The organism is Bifidobacterium sp. LH_450 (assembly GCF_056356715.1).
The window spans coordinates 118404-131792 of record NZ_JBKEUU010000002.1 but is presented as its reverse complement, the minus strand read 5'-3'; the positions used below and the strand labels follow the sequence as shown (position 1 = coordinate 131792).

The 13389-nt window shown below is 65.8% G+C and carries 10 protein-coding genes; 4 read left to right on the top strand and 6 right to left on the bottom strand.

Going from position 1 to position 13389, the window contains the following annotated elements; genetic code table 11:
- Nucleotides 1-37 precede the first annotated feature (37 nt).
- The 4 genes from alr to recQ are packed head-to-tail and all read right to left on the bottom strand — an operon-like array spanning nt 38 to nt 4367.
- Nucleotides 38-1396, bottom strand: a complete 1359-nt coding sequence (gene alr, locus AC1AXT_RS03130; RefSeq protein WP_476562924.1) for an alanine racemase — start codon at nt 1394-1396, stop codon at nt 38-40.
- Between the two features lie 54 nt (nt 1397-1450).
- On the bottom strand, nt 1451-1975 hold the full coding sequence (locus AC1AXT_RS03125) for a GNAT family N-acetyltransferase (RefSeq protein ID WP_476539099.1): 525 nt from the start codon (nt 1973-1975) through the stop codon (nt 1451-1453).
- Nucleotides 1976-1979: 4 nt separating this feature from the next.
- The gene (locus tag AC1AXT_RS03120; protein WP_476539098.1) at nt 1980-2465 is read right to left on the bottom strand and encodes an S-ribosylhomocysteine lyase; all 486 of its coding nucleotides are present in this window, start codon (nt 2463-2465) and stop codon (nt 1980-1982) included.
- A gap of 45 nt (nt 2466-2510) precedes the next feature.
- Nucleotides 2511-4367: a DNA helicase RecQ gene (gene recQ / locus AC1AXT_RS03115; RefSeq protein WP_476562923.1), complete on the bottom strand. Its 1857-nt coding sequence runs from the start codon at nt 4365-4367 to the stop codon at nt 2511-2513.
- A gap of 138 nt (nt 4368-4505) precedes the next feature.
- Here recQ and AC1AXT_RS03110 point away from each other — a divergent pair, with 138 nt between their 5' ends.
- From AC1AXT_RS03110 to AC1AXT_RS03095, 4 genes are all read left to right on the top strand, one after another.
- Nucleotides 4506-5507 (top strand): pyridoxal-phosphate dependent enzyme, encoded by a 1002-nt coding sequence (locus tag AC1AXT_RS03110; protein WP_476552860.1) that lies wholly within the window; start codon nt 4506-4508, stop codon nt 5505-5507.
- Between the two features lie 347 nt (nt 5508-5854).
- Complete coding sequence (locus AC1AXT_RS03105; protein ID WP_476539094.1) at nt 5855-6856, top strand: helix-turn-helix transcriptional regulator; 1002 nt, start codon at nt 5855-5857, stop codon at nt 6854-6856.
- Between the two features lie 431 nt (nt 6857-7287).
- A complete protein-coding gene (locus AC1AXT_RS03100; RefSeq protein WP_476539093.1) occupies nt 7288-8325 on the top strand; it encodes a pyridoxal-phosphate dependent enzyme in 1038 nt (345 codons plus the stop codon).
- A 42-nt stretch (nt 8326-8367) separates the two neighbouring features.
- On the top strand, nt 8368-9579 hold the full coding sequence (locus AC1AXT_RS03095) for a cystathionine gamma-synthase (RefSeq protein WP_476539092.1): 1212 nt from the start codon (nt 8368-8370) through the stop codon (nt 9577-9579).
- A 24-nt stretch (nt 9580-9603) separates the two neighbouring features.
- Here AC1AXT_RS03095 and AC1AXT_RS03090 read toward each other — a convergent pair whose 3' ends face one another.
- Nucleotides 9604-11796, bottom strand: a complete 2193-nt coding sequence (locus AC1AXT_RS03090; protein ID WP_476539091.1) for a beta-galactosidase — start codon at nt 11794-11796, stop codon at nt 9604-9606.
- A 56-nt stretch (nt 11797-11852) separates the two neighbouring features.
- A complete protein-coding gene (locus AC1AXT_RS03085) occupies nt 11853-13376 on the bottom strand; it encodes a glycoside-pentoside-hexuronide (GPH):cation symporter (protein ID WP_476539090.1) in 1524 nt (507 codons plus the stop codon).
- Nucleotides 13377-13389: the final 13 nt, after the last annotated feature.

Genomic DNA, 13389 nt, shown 5'->3' with positions numbered 1-13389 from the left:
TTCGAGGATAGCCGTTCGCGCCGCGGTTCGCAGGCGGCTAGAGCAGCGAGAACGGGTCGAGCTTGGCGACGTCCTCTTCGGGCAGCACTTCGCGGGCGTTGAGGTACAGCCGCGGGATGCGGTTGCGCAGGCAGGTGAAGATCTCGTAGCTGATCGTGCCGGCGGCGCGCGCCCAGTCGTCGGCCGTGGGCTCGCAGTAGTCCTCGCCCCGCCCGGGCCCGAACAGTTCGACGGTGTCGCCGACGTGCACGCCCAGCTCCTCCATCGACCCATGCAGGTCGATGATGAACTGGTCCATGCATACGCGCCCTGACACGCGCGCCAGGCGCGGGCCGTGGCTGGTCATGACGCGCACCGGGCCGCCGGGCTTGTCCTGCCCGGCCGCGCCGGCCTTGTCGAAGCCGGAGGCGGTGCGGTGGATGCCGTCGGCGTACCCGATCGGCACGATGGCGGCCGCCGTCGGCCCGTCGGTCAGGTAGACGCGCCCGTAGCTGAGGCCCTGGCCGGCCGGCACGTCCTTGACGGAGCTCAGCTGCGCCTGCAGCGTCATCGCCGGCTTGAGGCCGTAGTCCTGCGGCGTGCCCATCGCCGGGTCCGCTTCGTAGCCGTAGAAGGCGACGCCGGGGCGCACCAGTTCGTAGTGGATTTCCGGACGCGTCAGCGTGGCCGCGCTATTGGCCAGGTGCCGGATGCGCGGCGCGATGCCGGCGCGTTCCATGCGGGCGGTGAATTCGCCGAACACGGCGATCTGCCGGTCCGTTTCGGCCACGAACTGCGGCGAGTCGGGGGCGTCGGCGACCGACAGGTGGCTGAGCTGGCCGACGATGTCGAAGACGCCCTCCCGTTCGAGGGCAACGAGGCGTTCCAGGGCCTCGTCGAACTGGGCTGGCAGGAAGCCGTTGCGCCCGAAGCCGGTGTCGACCTTCACGTGCACGCGGGCACGCCGGCCCACCTTGCGGGCGGCCGCGGCTATTTCGTCGATGGCGTCCATCGTGCCGACGGAGATGTCCACGTCGGCGCAGATCAGGTCGTCGTAGGGGGCGAGCACCGGGTTGTTGACCCAGGTCAGGATGCGGGCGCGTTCGGGGCCGATGCCCGCTTCGCGCAGCAGCAGCGCCTCGCGCGCCTGGGCGGTGCCCAGCCACGTGGCGCCGCCGGCCAGCGCGGCGAGCGCCGTCGGGACCAGCCCATGGCCGTACGCGTCGGCCTTGACGATGCCCATCACTTCGGTGTCGCCTTCGGAGGCGCCGACGGTGTCCACCAGCCGGCGCATGTTGTCGCGCAGCGCCTTCAGGTCGATGATGGCCTGCGCCGGATACCGGCGGCATGCCGCAAGATAGTTCGTTTTGCCTTGTTCACTCGAGAATTCCCATTTGGAGCTGGCGCTGACAGTCATGGCCCCTATTGTGGCGCTGTGCGGCGACGTAGGCACGCCGCCGCACAGGGACGCTTACCATTCGTGGCGCTGGTAGGCGATGCGGGTCGTGTCCTCGTCGCGATCGATGAGCTGGATGAGGCCGCAGCGGGCGAAGCCGGCCGTTTCCAGCACGTGCTGCATCGCCTTGTTGTTCGGGTGCGTGTCGACGCGCACGTTGCCGTAGTGCCGCAGCGCCCATTCAATGCATTCGCGGGCGGCATGGCGCGCCACCCCCGACGAGGCGATGCGGTGGATGGTGACGTACGGGGCGTCGTCCAGCCACGCCCCTTCGATGGTCTGATAGGTGGGGTCCTCCCCCGTGCACAGCGCGAACTGCGCGAGGATGCGTTCCCTGCCTTCGGCCTTGTCGACGAGCAGCACCGTGCGGTGCTGCGCGATGTCGTCGAGCACGACTTCGGTGCGCGGGAACGTCGTGCCCCACTGCGTCGGGTTGCCGTTGCGCGCCATCAGTTCGCGGGCATGCCCGTAGATATGCTGCATCGCCTCGAAATCGCGCATCGTGCCGTGGCGGAACCTTCGCGTTGAAGCCTGCGCCATCGGCTCAGACCACCTTGCGTTCGAACGGGTCGGAGCTGATGCCTTCGGAAAGGATCTTCTTCGCCCACTCCTTCGCCGTGAACAGGCTGTGGTCGCGGTAGTTGCCGCAGCTTTCGGCCGTCGTGGCCGGCACGTCGTCCCACGTCGCCTCGTTGGCGATGAACTCCAGCGATTCCTTGAGCGCCCGGGCGACGTCTTCGGTCGAATGCTCGCCCCACGCCAGCAGATGGAAGCCGGTGCGGCAGCCGAACGGCGAACAGTCGATGTAGCCGGGGATGCGTTCGCGCAGCAGCACGGCGATCGTATGCTCGATCGTGTGCAGGCCGGCCGTGGGAATCGCGTTCTCGTTGGGCTGCACAAGCCGCAGGTCGTAGTTCGACACGACGTCGCCGTTCGGCCCCGTCTGCGTGTCGATATAGCGCACGTACGGCGCCTTCACTTTCGTATGGTCGAGCTGGAAGCTTTCCACTACCGGAGTCTGGTCAGTCATAGTTCACGATTGTGCGGCGCGGGTGGGACGGGAATCTTGAAGTCTTCACTGGCCGGCCGACGCGATCGCCGCGAGGAAGCGCTCGCCGTAGAGCGCGAACTTCTTCTCCCCCACCCCGTTGACGGCGAGGAATTCCTCCCGGTTCGCCGGCCGCCGCGCCGCCATGTCGCGCAGCGTGCGGTCGGAAAAGACGATGTACGGCGGCTTGCCGGCTTCGCGCGCGATCTGCAGGCGCAGCTGGCGCAGCGCTTCGAACAGCTCGTCGTCGCCGGAACCGTTCGCCCCGAACGTCCCCGAAAAACCGGGGGCCGACGGATCGGCGGAGCGGCGGGCATGCAACCGGGGCTCCGTCTTCTTGATCTCGTAGTGGAAATCCCCGCTGACCGTTTCCACGGCGCGCGGGCCGAACCCCACGATTGGCAGGCGCCCGGCGGCGATCGAGAGGAACCCGTCGGCGGCCATCTGGTTGATCAGGTCGCGCAACGACCCCTCGTCCTCACCTTCCAGCTGGCCGTAGGTGGGCAGCCGGTCGCCTCCCATCGCCAGGATCGGCTGGGCCTTCGAGCCGCGCAGGATGCCGGCGATCTTGCCGGCGCCGACCGACTGGCCCACGTCGTGGACGCACATGCTCACCAGCCGCGCCTGGCGGCTGACGTCGACGGTGGTGAACCCGCGCTCGCAGTTGACGCAGCCGGCGCACGGCGAGCCGTCGTCCTCCTGGCCAAAATAGCGCGTCATATAGCGGTGCAGGCATTCGGTCGTGCGGCAGTAGCCGACCATGACGTCGAGCAGGCGGCGCTTGGCGGCGTGGACGATGCCGCGTTCCTCGTCGCTGAGGCGGTCGTTGCCCGAGTCCATGTCGAGCAGGCGGCGGCGCGTATTGACGTCGCCGTCGTTCCACAGCAGCGTGCAGCGGCTCGGCTCGCCGTCGCGGCCGGCGCGGCCCGCCTCCTGGTAGTAGGCCTCGATGCTTTCCGGCATGTTGTGGTGGATGACGAAGCGCACGTTGCTTTTGTCGATGCCCATGCCGAACGCGTTCGTGGCGACGATGACCGGCGCCTCGTCGTTGATGAACGCCCGCTGGGCGCGCTCGCGCGTGGCCGCATCCATGCCGCCGTGGTAGGCGAGGGCGCCGAGCGCGGCGGCGACGCGCTCCACTTCCTTGCGCGTGGCGCAGTAGACGATGCCGCTTTCGCCGGGGTGCGCGGCGATGTAGTCGGCGATCCAGGGCGTCTTGTCGCGCGCCGCCATCCGCTCGACGTCGAAATAGAGGTTGTCGCGGTCGAAGCCGGTCACGGTCACGGAAGGGTCGGCCAGGCCGAGCAGCTGGACGATATCGCCGCGTACGCGCTCGGTCGCCGTCGCCGTCAGCGCGACCACCGGAGGGCGGTCCGGCAACGCGCGCAGGAAGTCGCCGATGGCGAGATAGGACGAGCGGAAATCCTGCCCCCATTGCGACACGCAGTGCGCCTCGTCGACGGCGACGAGCGACAGCGCGCCGTGGGACGCGAACGCCTGGAACCGGGGCGTTTCGAGCCGTTCGGGCGCGACGTAGAGCAGCTTGACGTCGCCGCGCGAGGCCTGCGCCAGCACCATCGCCTGCTCGTCGGGCGTCTGCGTCGTGTTGATGTAGGCCGCCGGGATGCCGTTCTCGTTGGCCGCGTCGACCTGGTCCTTCATCAGCGAGATCAGCGGGGAGATGACGAGCGTGACGCCGGGCAGCAGCGTGGCGGGAATCTGGTAGCACAGCGATTTGCCGGCGCCGGTCGGCATGACGCCGAGCGCGTCGCGCCCTGCCATGACGGCGTCGATGACGTCGCGCTGGCCGGTGCGGAAGCCGTCGTAGCCGAATACCGTTTTGAGCGCCCCCAGCGCCGCGTCGCCGTTGCAATCCGTAGCCATGCGTTTCAGTGTACCAACCGGCCGCTGGTTCCACGATGCGGAACGGGGCCGGCGGCGCGCATCGCGCGGACGGTAGGTTGGTGCGTTACGACGGCTTTCGGCTGCCGCTTCGACGCCGCGACGAACCTAAGGAGCAGCATGGCCATTGCGGGCAATCTTTCTGAACTCATCGGCAACACGCCGCTCGTGCGCCTCAACCATGTCGCGCCGGACGTGCGCGCGACGATCGCCGTCAAGCTCGAATACTTCAACCCGGGAGGCTCGTCGAAGGACCGCATCGCCGCGCGCATCATCGAGGCGGCGGAACGCGAAGGCAAGCTCAAGCCCGGCGGCACCATCGTCGAGCCCACCTCCGGCAATACCGGCGTCGGGCTGGCGATGATCGCGCAGCAGAAGGGCTACCGCACCATCTTCGTCATCGACGAGAAGGTGTCGCCGTCCAAGCGCGCCGTGCTGCGCGCCTACGGCGCCGAACTCGTCATGGCGTCGGCCGCCGCGCCGCCTGAAGACCCGACGTCGTCCTATGCCGTGTCCGACCGGCTGGCGGCCGAGATTCCCGGCGCGTTCAAGCCCGACCAGTATTCCAATCCGAACGGCCCCGAAAGCCACTACCTGACGACGGGTCCGGAAATCTGGCGCGATACCGACGGCAAGGTCACCCATTTCGTCGCCGGCATCGGCACCGGCGGCACGATTTCCGGCACCGGACGCTACCTGAAGGAAATGTCGGGCGGCGCGGTCACCGTCATCGGAGCCGATCCGGACGGCTCGATCTTCAACAGCCCCGACGGCTCGACGCACGGCTACGCCATCGAAGGCGTCGGCAAGAACTTCTTCCCCGAAGCGTTCGACCGTTCCATTCCCGACGAGCTCATCACCGTCAACGACCACGACGCGCTGCTCATGACGCGCCGGCTGGCCGCCGAGGAAGGCATGCTCGTCGGCGGCTCCTCAGGCATGGCCGTGGCGGCGGCGATCCGGTATGCGCGCGAGCATGGCCTCGACGAGTCGGCCACCGTCGTCGTCCTTGCGCCGGATTCCGGCCGCGGCTACCTCGAGAAGATCTTCGACGACGACTGGATGCGCGACAACGGCTTCGCCGACGTCGTGGAGGAAACGTCAAGGCCTTCGCTGCTGTAGCGGACTGGCGGAGACGACGTCGCATGGGGTCACGTTGATCCACAAGCCGTGGCGAATTATGGTTTCGCAGGCTTATATCCCAACCATGGCGTTCGCATCGTGGTCATTCAACGTGCATGATTCTTCCGATAACCGGTTATGCAACCGTTGGAATTGCGCCGATGCAACCGCTGGTTGACAGCGCGTTGCAGGTGCGTGGCGCAAGTCAACCTGAAGTTGGTAGCGATGCCAGGCGCGTCTGCCGCATAGTGGGAGCATCGCTCCTTCCCTCAAGGCTTTCCCTACAATGGACCGGACATGAGGGATGGGCGGGCATCCCCTATACACTTCGGAAAGAGAAGAGAACCATGACGTTTTCCACCAATCTGCAGGCTCTCCGACGCCAACGCAACATGAGTCAGGAACAGATGGCCATGCTCCTCGGCGTATCCCGGCAGTCCATCAGCAAGTGGGAAGGCGAGAAGGCCTATCCGGAAATGGACAAGCTACTCATCATCTGCGACCTGTTTGAATGCACGCTGGACGACTTGGTACTGGGCGATGTGTCCCGGCCTGGATCCGGGACCATCCCCCGCTCCGCTGATGACCCGTCCCAGAACGATATGCCACATGCGGATGCACCCGTGCAGGATGCCACCGGCTACGACCAGCAGATGCGCGCATTCGCCGGCAATATCGCACTCGGCGTGGGCGCCATCATCCTCGGCGTGGCCGTCGGCATGCTCTTTGACGGCAACGCATCCGTCCTAGGCGTCAATCCGCTGAATGAAGCGCTGCTGACCCTGTGCGTATTCATCGGCGTGGTGGCTGGTCTTGCGTTGATCATTCCAGCCAGCCTGTCGCATGAATCGTTCAAGCGACAGCATCCGTTCGTTGTCGACTTCTATACCGAAGAGGAGCGTGAAGCCGACCGCAAATCGTTCGCACTCACGTTAGTCAGCGGCATCGGGATCATTGTCCTGAGCACCGTGATTCCTGTCGCCTGCGAATCGCTCACAGGCCATGACTCCGACGGCTGGCCATTAACGCTGTTCCTGGCTTGCGTTGCCGCGGGCGTCACGATTATCATCCACGGCTCCCTCATGCATCGCCGGATGGATATCGACTCCTACAACGAGGAAAACGACGAATCGGAGACACACAGTGCCGACGGCAGCCGTAAACAGACCATCCAGAACGCTGTATGCGGGTCCATCATGCTGCTGGCAACCATTCTGGCGCTTCTGTCCATGTTCGGCGTATGGAGCATCGGCAATCAGGAACTGTTCTGGGTGTACTGGCCTGTAGGCGGCCTGCTGTGCGGCATGGCATCGCTCATCATCGATGCCATCATGCCTTCCAGTCAGTGAATACCGGCTTCTCCATTGATTGATGATTCCAGCGACCTGTCAAGGCCCCGTATGGTTTTTCTTCCGGTCCTACGGCTGGAAGAAAACCACATACACATGCCTTAGCCACTGTTGCATACATAGTTGATATTTATCTGACACCCATTGTTCACAATGTGATACATCTCCTTCGGATGTCGGGAGTTGGGCTAAGATGGGGCGCATGACGAATTTCATGTGTTGTTGCTGTCGATGAGCACCGCCCTGTGCGGCGCCGTATCGGCGCAACCCATGAAACCTTCGCTTTGGTAGCGACGCTTTCTTTATTTTTCTTCTTGCGTTGCTGGAATTATCCCTTTGCTTTTCGTTTCAGATTTTCTGCGTCGATTTCGCTTTCTGCTTCACTCTTCTTTTCATCAATCGCCCCTGTTACGAAACGCAAGGATTTTCCCATGGTCATCGCATCCAATATCACCGAATTAATTGGCAATACCCCGCTCGTGCGCCTCAACCATGTCGCGCCGGACGTGCGCGCGACGATCGCCGTCAAGCTCGAATACCTCAACCCCGGCGGCTCGTCGAAGGACCGCATCGCCGCGCGCATCATCGAAGCGGCCGAACGCGAAGGCAAGCTCAAGCCCGGCGGCACCATCGTCGAGCCCACCTCCGGCAACACCGGCGTGGGGCTGGCGCTCGTCGCCCAGCAGAAGGGCTACCGCACCGTGTTCGTCGTGCCCGACAAGGTCTCCGAATCCAAGCGCGCCGTGCTGCGCGCCTACGGGGCGACCGTCGTCGTCACCCCCACCGACGTCGACCCCGACGACCCGCGCTCCTACTATTCGGTGTCCGACCGGCTGGCCGCCGGCATTCCGGGCGCGTTCAAGCCCAACCAGTACGAAAACCCCAACGGACCGGAAAGCCATTATTTCACCACCGGTCCCGAAATCTGGAACGATACCGACGGCAAGGTCACCCATTTCGTCGCCGGCGTCGGCACCGGCGGCACCATTTCCGGCACCGGACGGTACTTAAAGGAAATGTCGGCAGGAGCGGTCACCGTCATCGGCGCCGACCCGGAAGGCTCGATCTATTCCGACCCCGGCAACGTCCACCAGTACGCCACCGAGGGCGTCGGCGAGGACTTCTATCCCGCCACGTTCGACCGTTCCGTTCCCGACGTCATTGTCCAGATTCCGGACAGCACGGCGTTCGCGATGACCCGCCGGCTGGCCGCCGAAGAAGGCATGCTCGTCGGCGGTTCCTCCGGCATGGCCGTCGCCGCGGCCATCGAATACGCCCGCACCCACAATCTCGACGAATCGGCTACCGTCGTCGTCCTCGCGCCGGATTCCGGCCGCGGCTACCTCGAGAAGATCTTCAACGACCGCTGGATGGTCGCCAACGGCTTCGGGCGCGTTGTCGCCGAAACCGCGCAGCCGTCCCCGGTGGAAAGCGCCTTCGCCGCCAGCCGCCAGACGCAGGCCGCCTAAGGCACGATCGAAACCGGAACCGACGAGAAAGGGAACCTTACGATGCACTCCACGACCATTGCCTCCGATGCCCAGGCCCTCGCTTCCAGCGCCGTGGCCACCCGCGCCATCCACGCCGGCCAGGAGCCGGACGCCGCCACCGGCGCCGTATCCACGCCGATCTACATGACGTCGACGTTCAAGCAGGACGGCGTAGGCGGCCTGCGCGGAGGCCACGACTACAGCCGCTCGATCAACCCGACCCGCACCTCCTTCGACCGCCAGCTTGCCTCGGTGGAGGGCGCGGCGCATGCGGCGAGCTTCTCGTCGGGGCTGGCGGCCATCGATGTGCTGCTGCGGTCGCTGCTCAAGCCCGGCGACGCCATCCTCATCGGCAACGACGTGTACGGCGGCACCTACCGGCTACTCGCGCAGGTGTTCGCGCCCTGGGGCGTGCAGATCGACGTCGTAGACACATCCGATGCTGCGGAACTCAACCGGGCGCTGCATGCGAAGAGCTACCGCGTGCTGTGGGTGGAGACGCCCACCAATCCGATGCTGCGCATCACCGACATCGCGCTGGCGGCGGCGCTGGCACATGAAACCGGCACGCTGCTCGCCGTCGACAACACGTTCGCCTCCCCGATCCTGCAGCATCCGCTGGCGGACGGCGCCGACGCGGTGGCCTATTCGACGACGAAATACATCGGAGGCCATTCCGACGTGGTGGGCGGCGCCGTGCTGACCAACGACGACGGCATCGCCGACGCCGTCGCGTTCCTGCAGAACGCCGCAGGCGCGGTACCCTCCCCGTTCGACTCGTGGCTGGATATCCGGGGCCTTAAAACGCTGGAGCTGCGCATGCGCCGCCACAGCGACAACGCCATGGCCGTCGCCCGCTGGCTTGAAGAGCGCCCCGAAGTAGAGCGCGTATGGTATCCGGGCCTCGAATCGCACCCGGGCCATGCGGTGGCCGCGCGGCAGATGCACGGCGGTTTCGGCGGCATGGTGTCGGTCGAGCTCGCCGGGCGGACCGACGGCGAGCGCATGCAGGCGGCCGAACGGTTCGCCGGGGCGACGAAGATCTTCACGCTTGCCGAATCGCTCGGCGGCGTCGAAAGCCTGATCGAGGTGCCGGCGGCGATGACGCACATGTCGGTGGCCGGCACGACGCTGCAGGTGCCCTCCAATCTCGTGCGCCTGTCAGCCGGCTTGGAGGACCCGCAGGACCTCATCGCCGACCTCGAGCAGGCGCTGGATTCGCTGGCCGCTTGAACGTCGCCGGCACAGGGCGCGCCGTCAGCTGGCGGCGCGTTCCACCGTGACGAGGACGCCGTTGCGGTCGAGCCGCCACGAGCCGTCGCCGGACGCGCCGTCGCAGCGGTACTGCACGACCGGCTCGCCGGCGACGCAGCCAGGAGCCAGTTCGGCGCCGAACTTGCTGGTCGGCAGGTAGAAATGGAAACGGCGCCCCGCTTTGCCATCCACGGCCGCCGCTTCGCGGACGGTATGGATGACGCCAGGCAGTTCGCGGGCGCCGGAGCCAGCGCCCAGGTGCGCGACGACGAACGCGGTCATGTCGGCCACGTCGAGATCGCAGCCGATATAGAACGCTTCGCCGTCGCCGACGGCGTTGCGCACGATTGCCGGCACGCCGTCGAGCTCCCAGTCTTCCGCCTCCGCCCCGAGATAGCGCGCGAGCACGGTGGCCGAGCCGTCCACGGACGTGACGACGTTGGCCCAGCGGCGCGCCGTCGCCCCGTTGTCGAGCCGCACGAACCCCGGGTCGTCCTCGGATACCCAGCAATCGTCGGCTGCGCCGCCCGCTTCCTCGTCGCCGGCGAGGAGGTTGAATTCCTCGCTGCGTACCCCGGCGACCCCGCGCAGCATGCCTGGGTAGCCGCCAAGCGCCACCTTGTAGTCGTCGTCGGTCAAGCCCGTCGCATAGTCGATGACGACGGTGCCGCCGGCCGCCGCGAACCGTTCGGCGGCCGCCGCCAGTTCCGAGGACACGTTCACCATCGTCGGCAGGACAACCGTATCGTAGCCGGCCGCCTGCCATGACCTGTCGGCCCCAACGAAGTCCGCGGCGGGCACGACGTCGGCGCGCAGACCCGCGTTGAGGAACGCGTAATACCAGTCGCGCACGGCGTGGAAGTGGTTGAGCTGGCTGGACGGCAGCGTTTCGCAGCGCGTCATCCATTCGCAGTCGGCGCTGAACAGGATGGCCGTGCGCGACGGCGACGCAGCCATCCGCGAGCCAGGCACCCCCGCCTCGCCGAGCGTTTCCAGCAGCCCGCCAAGCTCGCATACCTCGCGGAAGACCTTCGAATCGGCGCCGGCATGCGGCACCATCGCCGAATGGAAGCATTCCGCGCCGGAGCGCGAGGCGCGCCACTGGAAGAAGCAAATGGCGTCGGCGCCGAACGCGACGTGGGCGAGCGCGTCCCGCACCAGTTCGCCGTGCCGCTTGCGCGCGTTGAACGGCTTCCATTGCACGGCGGACGTCGAGTGCTCCATCAGGTACCAGGGTTCGTGGGCGGCGAAGGCGCTGACGAGCGAATCCGAGCATGCCAGTTCCGCCAGGTGCTCCGGTCCGTCCTTGAAATAGTGGTCGTTCGACACGAAGTCGACGTCGCGCGCCCACTTGGCGTAGTCGTTGCAGCATTGGTCGGTGGAGACCATGAAGTTCGTCGTGCACGGCTTGTCCGGGCAGATCTGCCGGATGACGTCGCGCTCGGCGTGGTAGAAGTCCAGCAGGCAGTCGGAACCGAACCGCTCGAAGTCGAGCTGCTGGGCCGGGTTGGCCATCGAATCGGCGCCCATGTGCCGAGGCAGGAGCACCTCGTCGAACGAGTTGACGTGCTGCGACCAGAACGCCGTGCCCCATGCCTCGTTGAGCGCCTCGACAGAACCGTACTTGCGCGCGCACCAGCGGCGGAATTCCCGCTGCGCGTCGTCCGAGTAGTCATGGCGGTTGTTCCAGCCGAGCTCGTTGTCGACGTGCCAGGCGGTGACGGCGGGGTTGTCGCCATAGCGCTCGGCGAGCCTGCGTACGAGCTCGAGCGCGAACTTGCGGAACACCGGGGACGTCGGGCGCCACGACTGGCGGCTGCCGGCGTTGACGACGGTGCCGTCCGCCTCGACGGGCAGCACTTCGGGGTACGTTTCGTACAGCCACAGCGGCGCGGCCGCCGTCATCGTGGCCAGGTCGACCGAAATGCCGGCGGCGCCGAGCTTGCCGATGATGCGGTCGAGCCATGCGAAATCCCACTCGCCTTCGGAGGGCTGCACGCGGTCCCAGCTGAAGATGCCCAGCGAGACGACGTTGACGCCGGCCTGCTTCATCAGCTTCACGTCCTCGTCCCAGATCTCCTCGGGCCACTGGTCGGGGTTGTAGTCGCCGCCGTACGCGATGCCGCGCGCCGAGGCGCCCAGCAGCTGCGGCCAGCGGCGTTCACCGCGGGGTTCAGAGGTTGCGTTGCGTTCCATTGCTGTTTCCTTTGTATGAGATTCCCAACCGGTTGCGCTACGTGCGCCTTTCCTGCCTACTTCGCTTCCACGACCTGCGGCACTTCGGTGTAGGCGGCCGCTTCGTCGGCCACCGGTTCTTCGGCCAGTTCGCCCTCGGCCAGCTTGCGTTCGAGCTCCTTGACGATGCGCGCATGCTCCTTCTCGTCAATCTTGACCTTGAACAGGAACACGAGCAGGCTGAGCACGATCAGGGCCAGCGGGATGTAGTAGGCGAAGACCGAGAAGGTGTGGATGTTGAACGCCGTCATGTCGGCGGCGGTGGCGGTGCCGGTCATGCCTGCGGCGACGGCGATGAAGCCGACGATGCCGTTGGAGAACGCGCCGGCGATCTTGTCGAGCATCGGGCGCACCGACAGCGTGACGGCCTCGTTGCGCCGGCCGGTCTTGAGCTGGCCGTATTCGATCGAATCGGTCAGGCACAGGATGGCCGTCATCTGGATCAGCGTGCCGGGGATGTAGAAGAGCACGAGCGCCACGATGATGACGGGCAGCGACTTGGAGCCGAAGATGAACATCAGGTAGGCGGCGATCATGAACACGCATCCGGCGACGTAGAGGAACTTGCGCGGGATGAACCTGTTGAGCACCGGGTAGGCGGGGGCCGCGATCAGGCCGATGATGATCGGGATGACGCCGGCGATGGAGAAGGCGTTCGGCATGCCGAGCACGAACTTGAACAGGTAGAACAGCACGCCGGTCGTCGCGACGTTGGCGATGGCGTAGAGCAGGTAGCTCAGCGCCACCCACAGCAGCTGGTCGTTCTTGACGATGGCGCCGAACGCCTGGATCGGGTTGCCGTTCTTCTGCGCCTTGCTGCGCAGCGCGCTCTCGCTTTCCTTCGTGCCGAACGCCACGCACAGCGCCGTGAGGATACCCAGCAGGCCGACGATGATGCCGAATGACGTCCACCCGGACTGCCCTTCGGTCCATTCGCCGGTGAACTTGTAGGTGAAGAACGTTACGAGCGGCACGACGATGACGGTGATGCCGTTGTAGCCGATCGAGCCGGTGAACGAGCCGAGCGACGTGTAGACGGAGCGCTCATGCGAGTCCTCGGACAGCGCCGGCACCATGCCCCAGTAGGAGATGTCGCGCATCGAGTAGAACACGTCGAGCACGATGAACACGATGATGAACAGGACGATGAACCAGGTTTCCGACACGTTGACCAGGCCGAACAGGCCGGTGTAGACGACCATCAGCAGCACCGCCGACGTGATGCCGCCGATAAGCTGCCATGGCCGGAAGCGGCCCATCTTCGTCGTCGTGTTGTCGATGAGGTTGCCCAGCAGCGGGTCGATGAAGATCTCGGCGATGCGGATGACGACGATCAGTCCGGTGATGATGCCGATCATGCGGGTGGCGAGGTCCTTGTCGACGTTGATGAACATCGCGCTGGTGACATAGACGACGAAATAGGTGGACAGCGCGTTGTAGAACGCCGACTGCCCGAGGTTGCCCATCGCGAAGGCGATGCGGCGCCCGTAATGCACCTTTGGTTTCGTTCCAGCCTCCATTGGCTGCGTTGCTTCCTTCATGATTGCTCTTTTC